The organism is Dickeya lacustris (genome assembly GCF_029635795.1).
In the GTDB taxonomy this organism is placed as follows: Bacteria; Pseudomonadota; Gammaproteobacteria; order Enterobacterales; family Enterobacteriaceae; genus Dickeya; species Dickeya lacustris.
Genome location: NZ_CP114280.1, coordinates 1,572,061 through 1,590,699, shown reverse-complemented (window position 1 = coordinate 1,590,699; position 18,639 = coordinate 1,572,061). Strand labels below are relative to the sequence as shown.

At 50.7% G+C, this 18,639-nt stretch carries 14 protein-coding genes, 2 tRNA genes, 2 rRNA genes and 1 other annotated feature; of the genes, 13 read left to right on the top strand and 5 right to left on the bottom strand.

Annotated features, from left to right (window positions below; translation table 11 throughout):
* Positions 1 to 13 precede the first annotated feature (13 nt).
* The 4 genes from rpsP (at position 14) to rplS (ending at position 2,034) form a co-directional block, all read left to right on the top strand.
* Positions 14 to 262: a 30S ribosomal protein S16 gene (gene rpsP, locus O1Q98_RS07135; RefSeq protein ID WP_125258490.1), complete on the top strand. Its 249-nt coding sequence runs from the start codon at positions 14 to 16 to the stop codon at positions 260 to 262.
* Positions 263 to 280: 18 nt separating this feature from the next.
* Entirely contained in the window at positions 281 to 829 is a 549-nt protein-coding gene (gene rimM, locus O1Q98_RS07130; RefSeq protein ID WP_125258491.1) for a ribosome maturation factor RimM, read from the top strand.
* A gap of 38 nt (positions 830 to 867) precedes the next feature.
* A complete protein-coding gene (trmD, locus tag O1Q98_RS07125) occupies positions 868 to 1,623 on the top strand; it encodes a tRNA (guanosine(37)-N1)-methyltransferase TrmD (protein WP_125258492.1) in 756 nt (251 codons plus the stop codon).
* Positions 1,624 to 1,686: 63 nt separating this feature from the next.
* The gene (gene rplS, locus O1Q98_RS07120) at positions 1,687 to 2,034 is read left to right on the top strand and encodes a 50S ribosomal protein L19 (protein WP_035340197.1); all 348 of its coding nucleotides are present in this window, start codon (positions 1,687 to 1,689) and stop codon (positions 2,032 to 2,034) included.
* Positions 2,035 to 2,192: 158 nt separating this feature from the next.
* On the opposite strand, the gene O1Q98_RS07115 is transcribed toward rplS, so the two are convergent.
* Together O1Q98_RS07115 and O1Q98_RS07110 are read right to left on the bottom strand one after the other, a co-directional pair.
* The gene (locus O1Q98_RS07115) at positions 2,193 to 2,564 is read right to left on the bottom strand and encodes a hypothetical protein (protein ID WP_125258493.1); all 372 of its coding nucleotides are present in this window, start codon (positions 2,562 to 2,564) and stop codon (positions 2,193 to 2,195) included.
* Between the two features lie 58 nt (positions 2,565 to 2,622).
* The gene (locus O1Q98_RS07110) at positions 2,623 to 2,997 is read right to left on the bottom strand and encodes a DUF2799 domain-containing protein (RefSeq protein WP_125258494.1); all 375 of its coding nucleotides are present in this window, start codon (positions 2,995 to 2,997) and stop codon (positions 2,623 to 2,625) included.
* A gap of 475 nt (positions 2,998 to 3,472) precedes the next feature.
* On the opposite strand from O1Q98_RS07110, the gene O1Q98_RS07105 reads away from it, so the two are divergent.
* Positions 3,473 to 4,537 (top strand): 3-deoxy-7-phosphoheptulonate synthase, encoded by a 1,065-nt coding sequence (locus O1Q98_RS07105; RefSeq protein ID WP_125258495.1) that lies wholly within the window; start codon positions 3,473 to 3,475, stop codon positions 4,535 to 4,537.
* 12 nt (positions 4,538 to 4,549) lie between these two features.
* Positions 4,550 to 5,671 carry a bifunctional chorismate mutase/prephenate dehydrogenase gene (gene tyrA, locus O1Q98_RS07100; protein WP_125258496.1) on the top strand — a complete coding sequence of 374 codons (1,122 nt, stop codon included), beginning with the start codon at positions 4,550 to 4,552 and terminating at the stop codon, positions 5,669 to 5,671.
* Between the two features lie 143 nt (positions 5,672 to 5,814).
* Here tyrA and pheA read toward each other — a convergent pair whose 3' ends face one another.
* From pheA to bamD, 3 genes are all read right to left on the bottom strand, one after another.
* Entirely contained in the window at positions 5,815 to 6,972 is a 1,158-nt protein-coding gene (gene pheA / locus O1Q98_RS07095; protein ID WP_125258497.1) for a bifunctional chorismate mutase/prephenate dehydratase, read from the bottom strand.
* A 22-nt stretch (positions 6,973 to 6,994) separates the two neighbouring features.
* Positions 6,995 to 7,119, bottom strand: a sequence feature (Phe leader region).
* Between the two features lie 182 nt (positions 7,120 to 7,301).
* Positions 7,302 to 7,637 carry a ribosome-associated translation inhibitor RaiA gene (gene raiA, locus O1Q98_RS07090; RefSeq protein ID WP_125258498.1) on the bottom strand — a complete coding sequence of 112 codons (336 nt, stop codon included), beginning with the start codon at positions 7,635 to 7,637 and terminating at the stop codon, positions 7,302 to 7,304.
* 294 nt (positions 7,638 to 7,931) lie between these two features.
* On the bottom strand, positions 7,932 to 8,663 hold the full coding sequence (bamD, locus tag O1Q98_RS07085; RefSeq protein ID WP_125258499.1) for an outer membrane protein assembly factor BamD: 732 nt from the start codon (positions 8,661 to 8,663) through the stop codon (positions 7,932 to 7,934).
* A gap of 133 nt (positions 8,664 to 8,796) precedes the next feature.
* On the opposite strand from bamD, the gene rluD reads away from it, so the two are divergent.
* From rluD to O1Q98_RS07050, 7 genes are all read left to right on the top strand, one after another.
* The gene (gene rluD / locus O1Q98_RS07080) at positions 8,797 to 9,774 is read left to right on the top strand and encodes a 23S rRNA pseudouridine(1911/1915/1917) synthase RluD (protein WP_125258500.1); all 978 of its coding nucleotides are present in this window, start codon (positions 8,797 to 8,799) and stop codon (positions 9,772 to 9,774) included.
* Positions 9,775 to 9,778: 4 nt separating this feature from the next.
* Positions 9,779 to 10,519, top strand: coding sequence for a purine nucleoside phosphorylase YfiH (gene yfiH, locus O1Q98_RS07075; RefSeq protein WP_125258501.1), 741 nt, complete (start codon positions 9,779 to 9,781; stop codon positions 10,517 to 10,519).
* Positions 10,520 to 10,654: 135 nt separating this feature from the next.
* Complete coding sequence (gene clpB, locus O1Q98_RS07070) at positions 10,655 to 13,228, top strand: ATP-dependent chaperone ClpB (RefSeq protein ID WP_125258502.1); 2,574 nt, start codon at positions 10,655 to 10,657, stop codon at positions 13,226 to 13,228.
* A 473-nt stretch (positions 13,229 to 13,701) separates the two neighbouring features.
* Positions 13,702 to 15,241, top strand: a 16S ribosomal RNA gene (locus O1Q98_RS07065).
* 68 nt (positions 15,242 to 15,309) lie between these two features.
* Positions 15,310 to 15,386 (top strand) — tRNA-Ile (locus O1Q98_RS07060).
* Between the two features lie 58 nt (positions 15,387 to 15,444).
* A tRNA-Ala gene (locus O1Q98_RS07055) sits at positions 15,445 to 15,520 on the top strand.
* Between the two features lie 166 nt (positions 15,521 to 15,686).
* Positions 15,687 to 18,597, top strand: a 23S ribosomal RNA gene (locus tag O1Q98_RS07050).
* Together the 16S and 23S rRNA genes with 2 tRNA genes alongside form the textbook arrangement of a ribosomal RNA operon.
* Positions 18,598 to 18,639: the final 42 nt, after the last annotated feature.

Here is an 18,639-nt window from a genome sequence, read left to right as displayed (position 1 = left end):
TAAAGAGGATGTTATGGTAACAATTCGTTTGGCACGTGGCGGCGCTAAAAAACGCCCGTTCTATCAAGTGGTCGTGACCGATAGCCGCAATGCGCGTGATGGTCGTTTCATTGAGCGCGTAGGTTTCTTCAACCCGATCGCAACTGGCAAAGCTGAAGAGCTGCGTCTGGATCTTGACCGTATCGAGCACTGGGTTGGCCAGGGCGCAACTGTTTCTGATCGCGTAGCTGCGCTGATCAAAGACGCTAAAAAAGCAGCGTAACCTGTCGCGGTGGTGGCAATGAGCAAGCAACTCAGCCCGAAAACCCCGGTTAACCCGGTTGTATTGGGAAAAATGGGGTCTACATACGGCATCAGAGGGTGGCTCAGAGTATTTTCCTCCACCGAAGACGCCGAAAGTATTTTTGATTATCAACCGTGGTTCATTCAGAACAAGGGGCAGTGGCAGTCGATCGAGATCGAAAGCTGGCGGCACCATAATCAGGATCTGGTCATCAAGATAAAAAATATTGATGATCGGGAGGCGGCGAATTTACTCACCAATTGCGAAATTGTGGTGGATTCAGCCGAATTGCCTGAGCTGGATGAGGGAGATTATTACTGGAAGGATCTTATTGGCTGCTCTGTTGTCACTATCGGTGGCTATGAGCTGGGAAAAGTCATCGACATGATGGAAACCGGTTCAAATGACGTGCTGGTCGTGAGAGCCAACCTAAAAGATGCTTACGGCGTGAAGGAGCGGTTGATTCCGTTTCTGACTGAGCAGGTTATCAAGCACGTTGACCTGTCTACTCATCGTATTGAAGTAGACTGGGATCCTGGTTTTTGAACTCTGTCAATCAAGCAGTGAATGAGTGGAACGACGCTATGTGGATTGGGGTTATCAGCCTGTTCCCTGAGATGTTTCGCGCCATTACTGAGTATGGAGTCACTGGCCGGGCAGTTAAAAAAGGCCTGCTGAACGTACAGTATTGGAGTCCTCGTGACTTTACTTACGATCGGCATCGCACCGTGGATGATCGCCCTTATGGCGGAGGTCCCGGTATGCTGATGATGGTGCAACCCTTACGGGATGCGATCCACGCAGCAAAAGCAGCGGCAGGCGAAGGAGCCCGGGTGATTTATCTGTCACCGCAGGGCCGCAAATTAGATCAGCAAGGTGTACGCCAACTTGCCGCCAATCAGAAAATGATTTTGGTTTGCGGAAGGTATGAGGGCATTGATGAACGTGTCATTAAAACCGAAATTGACGAAGAGTGGTCAATCGGTGATTACGTTCTCAGTGGCGGAGAGTTACCAGCAATGACGCTGATTGATTCAGTCGCTCGGTTTATTCCCGGCGTGCTGGGTCATGAAGCTTCGGCACAAGAAGATTCTTTTGCCGATGGATTGCTGGATTGTCCGCACTATACCCGTCCTGAAGTGTTGGAAAGCATGAATGTCCCGGCGGTATTGCTGTCAGGCAATCATGCGGAAATACGCCGCTGGCGTTTGAAGCAGTCGCTTGGCCGAACCTGGCTTAGAAGACCTGAACTTCTGAAAAGCCTAGCTCTGACTGACGAGCAAGCAACGTTGTTAGCTGAATTCCAACGAGAATATCAGTCTGGACAACATGAATATTAGGGGGACGTGACGGCGATGCTGTGCGAACCCAAATATCAGTTTACCTAGGGTAAGAGACACATTATGAGCAACATTATTAAGCAGCTTGAACAAGAGCAGATGAAGCAAGACGTACCTGCGTTCCGTCCGGGTGATACCGTGGAAGTGAAGGTATGGGTCGTTGAAGGTTCTAAAAAACGTCTGCAGGCATTCGAGGGCGTGGTTATCGCAATCCGTAACCGCGGTCTGCATTCTGCATTCACTGTTCGCAAAATTTCCAACGGCGAAGGTGTTGAGCGCGTATTCCAGACGCACTCCCCGGTAGTGGACAGCATTACCGTTAAGCGCCGTGGTGCTGTACGTAAAGCCAAACTGTACTACCTGCGTGAGCGTACTGGTAAGGCTGCTCGTATCAAAGAGCGTCTTAACTAATAACGCGCTTTCGCAACATCCAAAAGCGAGTAAGGGGTGGCATATGCCGCCCCTTATTATTTCGTTGGTATTAAATCCGGTTGCATTATGGCAGGGTGAATAAAAACACTGATTGGCTAACCGCTGGGTACCACCGTGTTTTTATGGTGCGGATAATATTACCAGCTCAGTGATTTTTTACTGTCTTTTAACTCTTTGTCATACATGAGTTTCAATGTGGCATAGCCACACATATCGATGCGGTTGCAGTAGTTATCAATCACTTTTTTGAGCGTATCCTTGCTCTCCACGCTGGTGAGTGCTTTAAAGGCCGTCAGGTTACTTTCTTCCATCATTCTGGCTGTAGAAGCATTGTTCATGCCGGTCACTTTCATTTCATTTTGTACGCGTGTTTGAATATATTTAACAACAGAGGCTTTTTCGGCTTCAGAGCCTTTGAACGTTAACGGGTTAACAAATCCGGCAGGCGCTGCCAGAGATGCCAGTGGAAGAACGGTCAAAAGTGCAGCCAGCCCCAGTGCTTTTTTCATTTATGCTCATTCCTTAATCAATAAAATGTATATTACACAATAAAAATGGGATTTTATCTTATCCAGCGTTGGTTGATATATGCGTTTGATCAATCGCAGATTGCCATATTTGTCTTAATTTTTCAGCACCTTGTACGCTATCGCAGCTTGATGGGAACGTTTTTCCGGTTTGTCCCCATTTTACCAGCGTCGCCGGGCGGCATAACTCTGTTTGACCCGCACCATATCCAGCTAAATAAGCAGGCCTATCAATGTCCGTATTATCAGACCATTCAGACAACATTTCGTTATCCTTCACCACACCGCCGCTGGTTGCATCTTTGTAACCTATGTCATACCAAAAATGGTGGCTATTTTTATCAACGGGCGGTACAGGGAGTGAATGACAACCAGTAAGCAATAGACATGTTGTTAATACCATCGTTTTTGTCATCAAAGCTCCAGTCTGATTAGCTAATTCGCTGATTCACCGCCTCTTTCCGTTGAGATATTACGCGATTTTCCCGTTTTCTTTAATCACTTGATTGCTCTTATCCTGAATCGGTCGTCCGCTATAGACAGTAAAGGCTCGCAAATCAGTGGAGGGAGGAAGTTTTATCAGTGTATTTTTTTGTTTACGTTTTTGGGGTTAGAATGAGGTGGAACGGTCAGATTTCAGTGGGTTTCGTCTGTACTTTTAGGTTTTCATGCGGTGATAGCGATAATCATGCCTCAATATCGGATGGTTTCTGCTCCTGGTAAGCTGGGCATCCCGGTAAGCGGGGAACAGGTCAGCAATATGACTTAGAGTGGATGTTTTTCTTTACGGTTGGTGGGTTGATAAATTTACATCCTGTGTTAAGGTATGAACCTGTTACCACAGGTGACGCATCGCTCTTACGACCAAAGGACTCTACAGGACAGCCATCATGCAAAAAGACACGCTCAACAATATTCACATCAGCGACGAACAGATACTGATTACACCGGATGAGTTGAAAGCCAAATTTCCACTCAATGAGCCGGAGCAGCAGGCGATAGCGCTGTCGCGTCAAACCATTGCCGATATTATTCATGGTAATGACCGACGCTTGTTGGTGGTGTGCGGGCCGTGTTCCATTCATGATACTGATGCTGCATTGGAGTATGCGCGTCGTCTGAAGTCCTTGTCTGCCGAGTTGAGCGACCGGCTATATATTGTCATGCGTGTCTATTTTGAAAAGCCCCGTACTACAGTTGGCTGGAAAGGGCTGATTAACGATCCTTATATGGATGGCTCCTTTGATGTCGAAGCTGGGTTACATATCGCCCGTGATTTACTGGTCAAATTGGTCAATATGGGGCTGCCGCTGGCAACCGAAGCGCTGGATCCTAATAGTCCACAGTATCTGGGTGATTTGTTCAGTTGGTCGGCCATCGGTGCAAGAACCACGGAATCGCAAACGCACCGAGAAATGGCTTCTGGCCTTTCTATGCCGGTCGGCTTCAAGAATGGTACGGATGGCAGTCTGGGAACGGCTATCAATGCAATGAAGGCTGCATCCATGCCACACCGTTTTGTGGGGATTAACCAAAGCGGGCAAGTTTGCCTGTTGCAAACCCAGGGCAACCCAGACGGGCATGTGATTCTGCGCGGCGGCAAAAAACCAAATTACGGCCCAGAAGATGTCGCGGAATGCGAAAAACAGATGCGCGATGCGGGACTGAACCCGGCGCTGATGATAGATTGTAGCCACGGTAATTCCAACAAAGACTATCGCCGGCAGCCGCTGGTCGTGGAGTCTGCTCTTGAGCAGATTAAAGCGGGCAACCGCTCTATCATTGGTTTGATGCTGGAAAGCCATATCAATGAAGGTAATCAGTCTTCAGAGCAACCTCGCGCTGAGATGCGTTACGGCGTTTCGGTGACGGATGCCTGTATCAGTTGGGAAAGTACAGAGACATTACTGCGCTCGGTTCATCAGGAACTGCGTGCATTAAGCGCCAATCAGTAAGGAGAAGAATCGATGGTCGCTGAACTGACCGCATTGCGAGATCAGATTGATGAGGTAGACAAGGCATTGCTGGCTTTGTTGTCGCGCCGACTGCGCCTGGTAGCAGAAGTCGGTGAAGTAAAAAGTCGCTATGGCCTGCCTATTTATGCGCCTGATCGGGAAGCTGCGATGTTGAGTTCACGACGCGAAGAAGCGCAGGCGTTGGGCGTCCCCCCTGATTTAATAGAGGATGTTTTGCGCCGAGTGATGCGAGAGTCCTATGCCAGTGAAAATGATAAGGGCTTTAAGACGCTTTACCCGTCTTTACGCCCTGTGGTCATCGTCGGTGGGCGAGGGCAAATGGGGCGATTGTTTGACCGAATGCTGACGCTCTCTGGTTATCAGGTGCGTATTCTTGAGACCGAGGACTGGCCACAGGCTGAAACGTTGCTGGCTGATGCTGGTATGGTGATTGTCAGCGTGCCTATTCATGTCACCGAACACGTGATTGCCAAACTGCCACGATTGCCAGACGACTGTATTCTGGTTGACTTGGCGTCGGTAAAAAGTGGCCCGCTGCAGGCAATGCTCTCTGCTCATCATGGACCTGTCGTTGGCCTGCACCCGATGTTTGGCCCGGATATCGGCAGCCTTGCCAAGCAAGTCGTCGTCTATTGTGATGGTCGTCAGCCAGAAGCTTATCAGTGGCTCCTGGAGCAGATTCAGGTTTGGGGGGCCAGACTGCATCGCACCAGCGCCGTTGAGCATGATCAGAATATGGCATTTATTCAGGCGCTGCGTCACTTTGCTACGTTTGCTTACGGCGTGCATTTGGCTGAAGAGAATGTACAGTTGGAGCAATTGCTGGCGCTTTCTTCACCCATCTACCGCCTTGAGCTGGCAATGATTGGCCGTCTGTTCGCACAAGACCCTCAATTGTATGCTGATATTATTATGTCATCGGCCGACAATCTGGCATTAATTAAACGGTACTATCAGCGCTTTGGTGAAGCGATCGCGCTACTGGAAAGTGGTGATAAAGCCGCATTTGTCAGCAGCTTTCAAAAGGTTGAACACTGGTTTGGCGATTATTCTCGCCGCTTTATGGCTGAGAGCCGCACGTTGCTGCGCCAGGCGAACGACATTCGCCAGTAAGATATTGATAAATCATATCAAGCCATCTGCGCATAACTGCAGGTGGCTTTTTTATGGGTTAAATGTAGCGTGAGGCGTGATATCTCTGGAGAGTGTGACCCGGCAGACAGGGGATCCTCCTGCCGAGATACTGTTTACATCATTTATGCGGGCTCAACCGGAACCACGTTTTCGCTAGGGTAACAGCCGAGTACCTTCAGCGAACGAGTGATGCCAGCCAGTTCTTGTATGGCTTTACCGGTATTGTCATTACGCAGATTGGCCTGAACATCAATATAAAACATCTCTTCCCAAGGGTTGCCGTGTATTGGCCGTGATTCCAGCTTCGTCATAACAATACCGTGCTCACGTAATACCAATAGTGCTTCGACCAGCGCCCCGGATTGTTGTCCGGTTGCCATGAGTAGCGTGGTTTTGGCTGGAACCTGTTCTGTGACATCAATCGGTTTACGCGCCAGGACAATAAAACGCGTGATATTTTGTGCCTGATTCGCCAGGTTATGCTCCAGTACCTGCAATTGGTAGAGCATTCCCCCGGCTTCACTACCAAGCGCTGCAACCTCAGGGGTGTTAATTTCTGCTACTTTTGCCATTGCTGCGGCGGTGCTTTCACAGTATTCGATTTTCCAGTTAGGAAAACGATGAATGAAGTTGCTGCATTGCTGGAAAGGTTGTGGATGGCTATAAACAGTTTGAATGCTATCGAGCGTTGTCTCTGTCGCAACGAGCACACAGTGGTCGATAGGGTTGGTTAGCTCGCCGACAATCGATAAGCTGGTGTGCTGCAAAAGGTCATAGACTTCATTGATGGAGCCAGAGCTGGTGTTTTCGATAGGCAAGACTGCATAATCAGCCTGACCGGTTTCCACTAAATTCACAATATCCTGAAAACGCTGGCAGCCGCATTCAACCATTTGCTCAAAATGCCGGGCGGCATACTGCCGGGCAGCCAGGTGAGAATAGGAACCTTTGGGGCCAAGAAAGGCAATGCGTGCAGACGGTGATGCGCCAGGATTGAGGTGTTGCTGTAGCAGTGCCTGCTGGGTGAGTACCGAGTCCTCAATAATCAGTTGGAACAGGCGGGTAACATAATGGCCGTCAAGATGATGTTTTTTACCCTCTTCGACCAGATAGGACAGTAAATCCCGCTCGCGATCCTTATCACGAATCGGGCGGTGAGTATGTTGCTTGGCATGGGCCACATCCAGCGCTAAAGCACGGCGTTGCGCCAGTAATTCGATGAGTTGTATATCTAATGCAGTAATACGCTCGCGCAGCGCCAGTAATGGGTTATCGGTCATGATGTCTACCTGTTGGCTGTCAAATAAAAAAGCCCCCTGAGTCAGGGGGCTTTTTTTGTTCGTCTTCGTATTCTTACTCACACGACAAAACGCCCCGTATTGGGGTGGGTAAAGAAAAATACGAAGAAAAACACACGATGGGCCATGCTGATGGATTTCCTTGTAAGACTTGCCCTTAAAGTAACTGTTGCCTTTTCACCCTGTCAATACAAAATCAGCCCCGTTCGAGGGCGAAATAGCGTAATAGGGAGAATAGCGCGTGGGTTTTACAGAAAACGCGCCTTACGGCGCGTTTCAGACAACATGTAGAGTCAGTTATTGATCGCTTTTTACTCTTCTGATGCCTGGAGGTTTACATCTTTTATGCAGCTATCAGCACGTCGGGCTTCAGACTTGTGCTGCACTTTATTTAACTGCCGCTCAAGTTTTGCAATCAATTCATTCACCGCCGCATACATATCATCATGTTTTGCTGTCGCCACCAGAGGGCCATTCGGTGTACCGATTGTTGCATCAACGACAAACCCTTGTGGTTCCTTAGACAGGATAATGTGCGGGTTAATCAAGTTGGCTTGCCACTTATCCAGTTTGCTGAGACGGTCTTCGACATGCTGACGTATTGCGGGAGTGATATCCATTTGCTTACTGGTAATGTTGATAGTCATAAAAACTTACCTCTCTGCCTTTTCCGTCTTTGGTGACTTCAGCATACCCCGAGTCTTTGCAAAGTGGGTGATTTTGATCACCTTTTTTGGTCACTTTTACGGCATCCGAATTGATTTGTGAGGTGCCTTCGGGAACGTTGAGTCCAGCCTTGTCGCCAGATTATTGCTGTGCCATTATCGATAGGATGTGTTGAATGTTAATCGCTCTAAAATCCTGAGAATGTAGCGAATCAGGCGATAAAAAAACGGCAACATGGTTGCCGTTTAACGCTGATGTAAGGCTGGTGCTAATCATCATGAGGGGTTTGCCGCAATAATTTTTGCGACTTTATCCGCCTGCGCCGTCAACTGGAGTTCTTTATAGGCTTTTTCCATCAGCGGCAGCGCCGTGTGTGTCGCCTGAGTATCCGGGTAATCCTTCAGCATTTGCTCTACACGGTTGACCACGGCAACATAAGCGCCGCGTTTCGTGTAATACTGTGCGACAGACAGTTCATACTTGGCCAATCTTTCTTTCAGGAAAGCAAGACGTTTGCTGGCATCATTGGCATACTGGCTGTTCGGGTAGCCCTGAAGCAACTGATTGAACGCTTTGAACGCTGCGCGGGAATATTGCGGGTCCCGGTCTGAACGGTCAACGCCAAAGAAATTTTGCAATGCGCTTTCGTCCTGCGCCATGTTGGTTAATCCGCGCATATACAGGACATAATCGACATTCGGATGGGTTGGATTAAGGCGTATAAAACGGTCAATAGATGCCTGAGCTAACGGCAGCTCTGAGGACTTGTAATACGCATAAATCAGGTCTAGCTGAACCTGCTGGGCGTAAGGCCCGAACGGATAACGGTTATCCAACGCTTCCAACTGTGTGATGGCTGACTTAAAGTTGCCATCCTGAAGCTTTTGCTGGGCAGTGGCATACAGTTCTGATGGTGGACGGTCTGGAACCGCATCTTTGGAATTGGAGCAACCAGCCAGCGTCAGGCTCAACGTGGCAGCTGCCACCAGGTATTTCATACGCTTCATGACGATTTGATTATCCTCAGAGTGTGTTTCCGGGAAACTGTCCGTTAAGCTCCCGATTAAGACCAGCTACAATGGTACATTATTTTAAACGGCGTCGCCGTTAAAACCCAACGTTAATAAGAAGCAACCTACTATGTCCCAACAAGTACAACTCACCGCGACGGTGGCCGAATCTCAACTAGGACAACGTTTAGATCAGGCTTTGGCCGAATTGTTCCCTGATTATTCGCGTTCTCGCATAAAAACGTGGATTTTGGAACAACGCGTACAGATTAACGGCAACATGGTCGATAGGCCAAAAGAGAAAGTGCTTGGTGGGGAGTCTGTCGCCATTGATGCCTTGATTGAAGAAGAAGAGCGCTGGGAAGCCCAGCAGATAGCGCTGGATATTGTCTATGAAGATGACGATATTCTGGTTATCAACAAGCCCCGTGATTTGGTGGTACATCCGGGGGCCGGTAATCCTGATGGCACGGTGTTGAATGCATTGCTACATCACTATCCGGCTATTGCTGATGTGCCGCGTGCAGGTATTGTCCACCGTTTAGACAAAGATACGACCGGCCTGATGGTCGTCGCGAAGACGGTGCCTGCACAAACCAGATTGGTCGAATCGCTGCAGGCGCGTGAAATCACCCGTGAATACGAGGCCGTAGCCATAGGCACCATGACGGCAGGCGGCACAGTCGATGAACCCATTGCGCGTCATTCAACCAAACGCACCCATATGGCAGTGCATCCAATGGGGAAACCCGCTGTCACTCATTACCGCATCATGGAACATTTCCGCGCGCATACTCGCCTGCGTTTACGCCTTGAAACCGGGAGAACGCATCAGATTCGTGTGCATATGGCCCATATTAACCATCCCTTGGTTGGGGATCCGCTGTATGGCGGCCGCCCGCGTTTGCCTAAAGGTGCCTCTGCTGAATTTATTGAAACGCTACGTGGTTTTGATAGGCAAGCCTTACATGCCACCATGCTACGTTTGTATCACCCGATAAGCGGGGTTCAAATGGAGTGGCATGCACCTTTGCCGCAGGACATGGTCGCGCTGATCGCTGCGCTTAAAGCAGATACTGAGATGTTCAAAGATCAACTAGATTGGTGATGATATGTCATCTGTTTCTCCGTTATTGATTCCTGATTGGCCAGCGCCGTGTACAGTGCGAGCCTGTAGCACCCGGCGTCTTGGTGGCGTGAGTCACGCGCCTTACGACTCCTTCAATCTCGGCGCGCATGTGGGCGACGATGTTGATTGTGTGCAGGAAAACCGTCAGCGTCTGGTGAGTCTGGCGGAATTACCGGCGATGCCCTACTGGCTTAATCAGGTACATGGCACGCAGGTAATAGCTCTGGATGGCGCGATACCTGAATCATTGACGGGGGATGCCGTTTACACACGAACTAAAAATCAGGTGTGTGCAGTCATGACGGCTGACTGTTTACCTGTGCTGTTTTGCTCATCTGATGGTCAAGAAATTGCGGCCGCGCACGCCGGATGGCGTGGGCTACACGCTGGCGTTCTTGAGCAAACGCTGTGCCATTTTCGCGCCAATCCGGCGGATATTATGGCATGGATGGGGCCCGCTATCGGGCCGCAGCACTTTGAAGTCGGCGCGGAAGTGCGCGAGGCATTCCTTGATGTTGATGCTGCTGCGGATTGCGCTTTCGTTGCTCATAATGGTAAATTCCTCGCCGATATTTATCAGTTGGCTCGCTTGCGTTTACAGGCTGCGGGCGTTAGCCGTGTGTTTGGTGGCACGGCGTGTACGGTGAGTCATCGCGAGCATTTTTTCTCTTACCGTCGAGATAGAACCACCGGACGTATGGCAACTTTAATCTGGCTGATATAACCTATTGAATTAAGGCGATCCGGAGGGATTAACGTTTTTCCTTCCATTATTACTGGCAAAATAATCTTGAATTTTTGAGGGATGACCTCATTTAATCTCCAGTAGCAATTTTGACCAGTATGTATGGGAGGAGTTATGCGTCTGGATCGTCTTACCCACAAATTCCAGCTTGCTCTTGCTGATGCCCAATCCCTTGCCCTTGGCAAGGATCATCAATTTATCGAACCTCTTCATGTGATGAGCGCGCTGTTGAGCCAGGATGGCGGCACGGTCAGCCCATTGTTAACGGCTGCCGGAGTGAATGTTAGCCGTCTTAAACATGAGATTGATCTGGCGATGAGTCGTTTACCGCAGGTAGAAGGGACCGGTGGCGATGTCCAACCCTCTAGTGAGCTGCTGCGCACGCTGAATCTCTGTGATAAGCAGGCGCAGAAAAAGGGCGACACGTTTATCTCTTCCGAACTCTTTGTGCTGGCGATATTTGAATCTCGTGGCACGTTGGGAGAACTGCTAAAGAATGCCGGTGCTACACAGCAGAATGTGTTACAGGCCATTGAGCAAGTTCGCGGCGGGCAACCGGTTAACGATCAAAGTGCCGAAGATAATCGTCAGGCGTTGAAAAAATTCACCATTGATCTCACGGAACGGGCGGAACAAGGCAAACTTGACCCTGTCATCGGTCGCGATGAGGAAATTCGCCGCACTATCCAGGTACTACAACGCAGAACCAAGAATAACCCGGTATTGATTGGTGAGCCTGGCGTTGGGAAAACAGCGATTGTTGAAGGGTTGGCACAGCGTATCGTTAATGGCGAAGTTCCTGAAGGCCTGAAGAACAAGCGTGTGCTGGCGCTTGATATGGGCGCGCTGGTTGCGGGGGCTAAATACCGTGGTGAGTTTGAAGAGCGTTTAAAAGGTGTTTTGAACGACCTGTCTAAACACGAAGGTAGCGTTATTCTCTTTATCGATGAATTACATACCATGGTCGGCGCAGGTAAAGCTGATGGTGCGATGGACGCCGGTAATATGCTGAAGCCAGCGCTGGCACGCGGCGAGTTGCACTGTGTAGGGGCCACCACACTGGATGAGTATCGCCAGTTTATTGAAAAAGATGCTGCGCTTGAGCGTCGTTTTCAAAAAGTCTTCGTGGCCGAACCGACGGTCGAAGACACCATCGCGATTCTGCGTGGTTTAAAAGAACGGTACGAATTGCATCATCACGTACAAATCACCGACCCAGCAATCGTTGCTGCCGCCATGTTGTCGCATCGGTACATCTCCGATCGGAAATTGCCTGATAAAGCTATCGACCTGATTGATGAAGCGGCTTCCAGTATTCGTATGCAGATTGACTCTAAACCGGAACCGTTGGATCGCCTTGACCGGCGGATTATCCAATTGAAGCTCGAACAGCAAGCATTGAAGAAGGAATCGGATGAGGCCAGTCTGAAACGTCTGGAGATCCTCAATAGTGAACTGGATCAGAAAGAGCGCGAATACTCGGCACTGGAAGAAGAGTGGAAAGCAGAAAAAGCCTCGCTGACGGGTACGCAAAATATTAAAGCCGCGCTGGAACAAGCGAAAATCTCGTTGGAGCAGGCAAGACGCCAGGGGGATTTAGGGCGAATGTCGGAACTGCAATACGGCAAAATCCCTGAACTGGAGAAACAGCTTGCGGCAGCCACGCAGGCTGAAGGCAAAACCATGCATCTGCTGCGTAATCGTGTAACCGATGCCGAGATTGCCGAGGTACTGGCCCGCTGGACGGGGATTCCTGTTTCACGGATGCTGGAAAGCGAGCGGGAAAAGCTGCTGCGCATGGAGCAGGAACTACATCAGCGGGTTATCGGACAGAATGAAGCGGTGGAAGCCGTCGCTAACTCGATTCGCCGTAGCCGCGCCGGGTTGTCTGACCCCAATCGCCCGATTGGTTCGTTTTTGTTCCTGGGGCCGACCGGTGTGGGGAAAACCGAGTTATGCAAGACGTTAGCGTCGTTCTTGTTTGATAGCGATGACGCCATGGTGCGTATTGATATGTCCGAGTTTATGGAAAAGCATTCGGTTTCTCGGCTGGTCGGTGCGCCTCCAGGGTATGTTGGCTATGAAGAGGGCGGATATCTGACCGAAGCGGTACGCCGCCGGCCTTATTCCGTTATCTTGTTGGATGAAGTGGAAAAAGCACATCCTGATGTGTTTAACATTCTGCTTCAGGTGCTGGATGATGGGCGTCTGACTGACGGGCAAGGCCGTACGGTAGATTTCCGTAATACGGTAGTAATCATGACGTCTAACCTTGGGTCAGACCTGATTCAGGAACGATTCGGCGCAATGAATTATGTTCAGATGCGCGATATGGTGCTGGACGCCGTTAGCCATAACTTCCGGCCGGAATTTATCAATCGTATCGATGAGGTTGTCGTATTTCATCCGCTCGGGCAGGCTCACATCTCTGCTATAGCGCAGATCCAACTGCAACGTCTTTATAAGCGCATGGCTGAGCGGGGTTATCATATGGCGATTTCCGAGGAGGCGCTCGCCTTACTTGGTAAGTCAGGATTTGATCCGGTCTACGGCGCGCGGCCGCTAAAACGTGCGATACAGCAATTGATAGAAAACCCGTTGGCGCAGCAAATCTTGTCGGGGTCTTTACTTCCGGGTAAACCGATTAATCTGGACGTTGAACACGAGAGTATTGTTGCCCACCAATAACCCTTTTGAGGGGTGTTACGGGGGATTCAAACCCAGCAATCGCTGGGTTTGAACATGTTATAGCCACCAATAACCGGTTTTTGCTTTGTTTTTAATCGAAAGAGTGCTGTTTTGGGCGATAAATGTGCGGTCGGTAATTTTTTTGCAATTAGGGCTTGTCAGGCCGCAGGAAGTCCCTATAATGCGCCTCCACTGACACGGCAACAGCGGCAACGCAACGCAGTGTCAGCGAAGAAGAAACGAAAATAAACGTTGACTCTTCATGAGGAAAGCGTAGTATACGCCACCTCGCGACAGCAGGCTCAGGCCGGTCGCACTGCTCTTTAACAATTAATCAGACAATCTGTGTGGGCACTCGCAGGACACTTCGCAAAAACTTTTGTGAAAGTCTTGAAGAGTGACAACAGTTAATTCATTACGAATAAACAGTAAATTCTTTGAGCACGTTTTCTTCGGAAAACACAATCAAACTTAAATTGAAGAGTTTGATCATGGCTCAGATTGAACGCTGGCGGCAGGCCTAACACATGCAAGTCGAGCGGTAGCACAAAGGAGCTTGCTCCTTGGGTGACGAGCGGCGGACGGGTGAGTAATGTCTGGGAAACTGCCTGATGGAGGGGGATAACTACTGGAAACGGTAGCTAATACCGCATAACGTCTTCGGACCAAAGAGGGGGACCTTCGGGCCTCTTGCCATCAGATGTGCCCAGATGGGATTAGCTAGTAGGTGAGGTAATGGCTCACCTAGGCGACGATCCCTAGCTGGTCTGAGAGGATGACCAGCCACACTGGAACTGAGACACGGTCCAGACTCCTACGGGAGGCAGCAGTGGGGAATATTGCACAATGGGCGCAAGCCTGATGCAGCCATGCCGCGTGTGTGAAGAAGGCCTTCGGGTTGTAAAGCACTTTCAGCGGGGAGGAAGGCGATAAGGCTAATAACCTTGTCGATTGACGTTACCCGCAGAAGAAGCACCGGCTAACTCCGTGCCAGCAGCCGCGGTAATACGGAGGGTGCAAGCGTTAATCGGAATGACTGGGCGTAAAGCGCACGCAGGCGGTCTGTTAAGTTGGATGTGAAATCCCCGGGCTTAACCTGGGAACTGCATTCAAAACTGACAGGCTAGAGTCTCGTAGAGGGGGTAGAATTCCAGGTGTCGCGGTTTAATGTGTAGATATATGGAGGAATACCGGTGGCGAAGGCGGCCCCCTGGACGAAGACTGACGCTCAGGTGCGAAAGCGTGGGGAGCAAACAGGATTAGATACCCTGGTAGTCCACGCTGTAAACGATGTCGATTTGGAGGTTGTGCCCTTGAGGCGTGGCTTCCGGAGCTAACGCGTTAAATCGACCGCCTGGGGAGTACGGCCGCAAGGTTAAAACTCAAATGAATTGACGGGGGCCCGCACAAGCGGTGGAGCATGTGGTTTAATTCGATGCAACGCGAAGAACCTTACCTACTCTTGACATCCAGAGAAGCCTGCAGAGATGCGGGTGTGCCTTCGGGAGCTCTGAGACAGGTGCTGCATGGCTGTCGTCAGCTCGTGTTGTGAAATGTTGGGTTAAGTCCCGCAACGAGCGCAACCCTTATCCTCTGTTGCCAGCACTTCGGGTGGGAACTCAGGGGAGACTGCCGGTGATAAACCGGAGGAAGGTGGGGATGACGTCAAGTCATCATGGCCCTTACGAGTAGGGCTACACACGTGCTACAATGGCGTATACAAAGAGAAGCGACCTCGCGAGAGCAAGCGGACCTCATAAAGTACGTCGTAGTCCGGATTGGAGTCTGCAACTCGACTCCATGAAGTCGGAATCGCTAGTAATCGTAGATCAGAATGCTACGGTGAATACGTTCCCGGGCCTTGTACACACCGCCCGTCACACCATGGAGTGGGTTGCAAAAGAAGTAGGTAGCTTAACCTTCGGGAGGGCGCTTACCACTTTGTGATTCATGACTGGGGTGAAGTCGTAACAAGGTAACCGTAGGGGAACCTGCGGTTGGATCACCTCCTTACCGAGTGAAGAGTCTGCGTGGTGTCCACACAGATTGTCTGATGAAGAAAACGAGCAGTAAAACCTTATAGGCTTGTAGCTCAGGTGGTTAGAGCGCACCCCTGATAAGGGTGAGGTCGGTGGTTCAAGTCCACTCAGGCCTACCAGTTTCGCGAGGGTGCGAGAGCACGGCGCGGGGCTGAAAAAGGTTGTACTCACTACGATGGGGCTATAGCTCAGCTGGGAGAGCGCCTGCTTTGCACGCAGGAGGTCTGCGGTTCGATCCCGCATAGCTCCACCATTAACGAATGACTTCAGAGTGTACTGGAAACAGTATGCTGCGAAGTATTCTGCTCTTTAACAATCTGGAACAAGCTGAAAATTGAAACGACAGCATGTGTATGCGAATGCATGTGTTGTTCGAGTCTCTCAAAATACTCATATCCCGAAACACTTTCGGGTTGTGAGGTTAAGCGACTAAGCGTACACGGTGGATGCCTAGGCAGTCAGAGGCGATGAAGGGCGTGCTAATCTGCGATAAGCGTCGGCAAGGTGATATGAACCGTTATACCCGACGATACCCGAATGGGGAAACCCAGTGTGTTTCGACACACTATCACACACTGAATTCATAGGTGTGTGAGGCGAACCGGGGAAGTGAAACATCTCAGTACCCACAGGAAGAGAAAGCAAAAGCGATTCCGTTAGTAGTGGCGAGCGAAACCGGAAGAGGCCAAACCTGAATCGGCTTGTGTGTCAGTGGAAGCGTCTGGAAAGGCGCACGATACAGGGTGACAGTCCCGTACACGAAGATGCACAGGTCGTGAGTTCGATGAGTAGGGCGGGACACGTGGTATCCCTGTCTGAATATGGGGGGGACCATCCTCCAAGGCTAAATACTCCTGACTGACCGATAGTGAACCAGTACCGTGAGGGAAAGGCGAAAAAGAACCCCGGCGAGGGGAGTGAAATAGAACCTGAAACCGTGTACGTACAAGCAGTGGGAGCCTTGATTTATCAGGGTGACTGCGTACCTTTTGTATAATGGGTCAGCGACTTATATTCTGTAGCAAGGTTAACCGAGAGGGGAGCCGCAGGGAAACCGAGTCTTAACTGGGCGTTAAGTTGCAGGGTATAGACCCGAAACCCGGTGATTCTAGCCATGGGCAGGTTGAAGGTTGGGTAACACTAACTGGAGGACCGAACCGACTAATGTTGAAAAATTAGCGGATGACTTGTGGCTGGGGGTGAAAGGCCAATCAAACCGGGAGATAGCTGGTTCTCCCCGAAAGCTATTTAGGTAGCGCCTCGTGAATTCATCTTCGGGGGTAGAGCACTGTTTCGGCTAGGGGGCCATCCCGGCTTACCAACCCGATGCAAACTGCGAATACCGAAGAATGTTATCACGGGAGACACACGGCGGGTGCTAACGTCCGTCGTGAAGAGGGAAACAACCCAGACCGCCAGCTAAGGTCCCAAAGTCATGGTTAAGTGGGAAACGATGTGGGAAGGCCCAGACAGCCAGGATGTTGGCTTAGAAGCAGCCATCATTTAAAGAAAGCGTAATAGCTCACTGGTCGAGTCGGCCTGCGCGGAAGATGTAACGGGGCTAAAACCATGCACCGAAGCTGCGGCAGCGACACTATGTGTTGTTGGGTAGGGGAGCGTTCTGTAAGCCTGTGAAGGTGGCCTGTGAGGGCTGCTGGAGGTATCAGAAGTGCGAATGCTGACATAAGTAACGATAATGCGGGTGAAAAACCCGCACGCCGGAAGACCAAGGGTTCCTGTCCAACGTTAATCGGGGCTGGGTAAGTCGGGACCTAAGGCGAGGCCGACAGGCGTAGTCGATGGACAACGGGTTGATATTCCCGTACTTGGTGTTACTGCGAAGGGGGACGGAGAAGGCTATGTCATCCGGGCGACGGTTGTCCCGGTTTAAGCGTGCAGGTGGGTGGACCAGGCAAATCCGGTCTGCTGTTAACACTGAGGCGTAATGACGAGGTACTACGGTACTGAAGTGACAGATGCCCTGCTTCCAGGAAAAGCCTCTAAGCATCAGGTAACATTGAATCGTACCCCAAACCGACACAGGTGGTCAGGTAGAGAATACTCAGGCGCTTGAGAGAACTCGGGTGAAGGAACTAGGCAAAATGGTGCCGTAACTTCGGGAGAAGGCACGCTCCTGTTGGTGAAGTCCCTTGCGGACGGAGCTGACGGGAGTCGCAGATACCAGCTGGCTGCAACTGTTTAATAAAAACACAGCACTGTGCAAACACGAAAGTGGACGTATACGGTGTGACGCCTGCCCGGTGCCGGAAGGTTAATTGATGGGGTCAGCCGCAAGGCGAAGCTCTTGATCGAAGCCCCGGTAAACGGCGGCCGTAACTATAACGGTCCTAAGGTAGCGAAATTCCTTGTCGGGTAAGTTCCGACCTGCACGAATGGCGTAATGATGGCCAGGCTGTCTCCACCCGAGACTCAGTGAAATTGAACTCGCTGTGAAGATGCAGTGTACCCGCGGCAAGACGGAAAGACCCCGTGAACCTTTACTATAGCTTGACACTGAACCTTGAGCCTTGATGTGTAGGAGAGGGTGGTGGCTTTGAAGTGTGGACGCCAGTCTGCATGGAGCCAACCTTGAAATACCACCCTTTAATGTTTGATGTTCTAACGTGGGCCCCTAATCGGGGTTGCGGACAGTGTCTGGTGGGTAGTTTGACTGGGGCGGTCTCCTCCCAAAGAGTAACGGAGGAGCACGAAGGTTAGCTAATCCTGGTCGGACATCAGGAGGTTAGTGCAAAGGCATAAGCTAGCTTGACTGCGAGAGTGACGGCTCGAGCAGGTGCGAAAGCAGGTCTTAGTGATCCGGTGGTTCTCGAATGGAAGGGCCATCGCTCAACGGATAAAAGGTACTCCGGGGATAACAGGCTGATACCGCCCAAGAGTTCATATCGACGGCGGTGTTTGGCACCTCGATGTCGGCTCATCACATCCTGGGGCTGAAGTAGGTCCCAAGGGTATGGCTGTTCGCCATTTAAAGTGGTACGCGAGCTGGGTTTAGAACGTCGTGAGACAGTTCGGTCCCTATCTGCCGTGGGCGTTGGAAGATTGAGGGGGGTTGCTCCTAGTACGAGAGGACCGGAGTGTAACGCACCACTGGTGTTCGGGTTGTCATGCCAATGGCATTGCCCGGTAGCTACGTGCGGAAGAGATAACCGCTGAAAGCATCTAAGCGGGAAACTTGCCCCGAGATGAGTCTTCCCTGGGCCCTTGAGGCCCCTGAAGGGACGTTTAAGACGAAGACGTTGATAGGCTGGGTGTGTAAGCGCAGCGATGCGTTGAGCTAACCAGTACTAATGACCCGAGAGGCTTAACCTTACAACACCGAAGGTGTTTTGGTGAGAGACGCAGAGAATAGAT

Excerpts from the sequence above, each read along its gene's own strand:
- rpsP (WP_125258490.1), top strand. The coding sequence starts at position 14 with ATGGTAACAATTCGTTTGGCACGTGGCGGCGCTAAAAAACGCCCGTTC.
- rimM (WP_125258491.1), top strand. The coding sequence starts at position 281 with ATGAGCAAGCAACTCAGCCCGAAAACCCCGGTTAACCCGGTTGTATTG.
- trmD (WP_125258492.1), top strand. The coding sequence starts at position 868 with ATGTGGATTGGGGTTATCAGCCTGTTCCCTGAGATGTTTCGCGCCATT.
- rplS (WP_035340197.1), top strand. The coding sequence starts at position 1,687 with ATGAGCAACATTATTAAGCAGCTTGAACAAGAGCAGATGAAGCAAGAC.
- O1Q98_RS07115 (WP_125258493.1), bottom strand. The coding sequence starts at position 2,564 with ATGAAAAAAGCACTGGGGCTGGCTGCACTTTTGACCGTTCTTCCACTG.
- O1Q98_RS07110 (WP_125258494.1), bottom strand. The coding sequence starts at position 2,997 with ATGACAAAAACGATGGTATTAACAACATGTCTATTGCTTACTGGTTGT.
- O1Q98_RS07105 (WP_125258495.1), top strand. The coding sequence starts at position 3,473 with ATGCAAAAAGACACGCTCAACAATATTCACATCAGCGACGAACAGATA.
- tyrA (WP_125258496.1), top strand. The coding sequence starts at position 4,550 with ATGGTCGCTGAACTGACCGCATTGCGAGATCAGATTGATGAGGTAGAC.
- pheA (WP_125258497.1), bottom strand. The coding sequence starts at position 6,972 with ATGACCGATAACCCATTACTGGCGCTGCGCGAGCGTATTACTGCATTA.
- raiA (WP_125258498.1), bottom strand. The coding sequence starts at position 7,637 with ATGACTATCAACATTACCAGTAAGCAAATGGATATCACTCCCGCAATA.
- bamD (WP_125258499.1), bottom strand. The coding sequence starts at position 8,663 with ATGAAGCGTATGAAATACCTGGTGGCAGCTGCCACGTTGAGCCTGACG.
- rluD (WP_125258500.1), top strand. The coding sequence starts at position 8,797 with ATGTCCCAACAAGTACAACTCACCGCGACGGTGGCCGAATCTCAACTA.
- yfiH (WP_125258501.1), top strand. The coding sequence starts at position 9,779 with ATGTCATCTGTTTCTCCGTTATTGATTCCTGATTGGCCAGCGCCGTGT.
- clpB (WP_125258502.1), top strand. The coding sequence starts at position 10,655 with ATGCGTCTGGATCGTCTTACCCACAAATTCCAGCTTGCTCTTGCTGAT.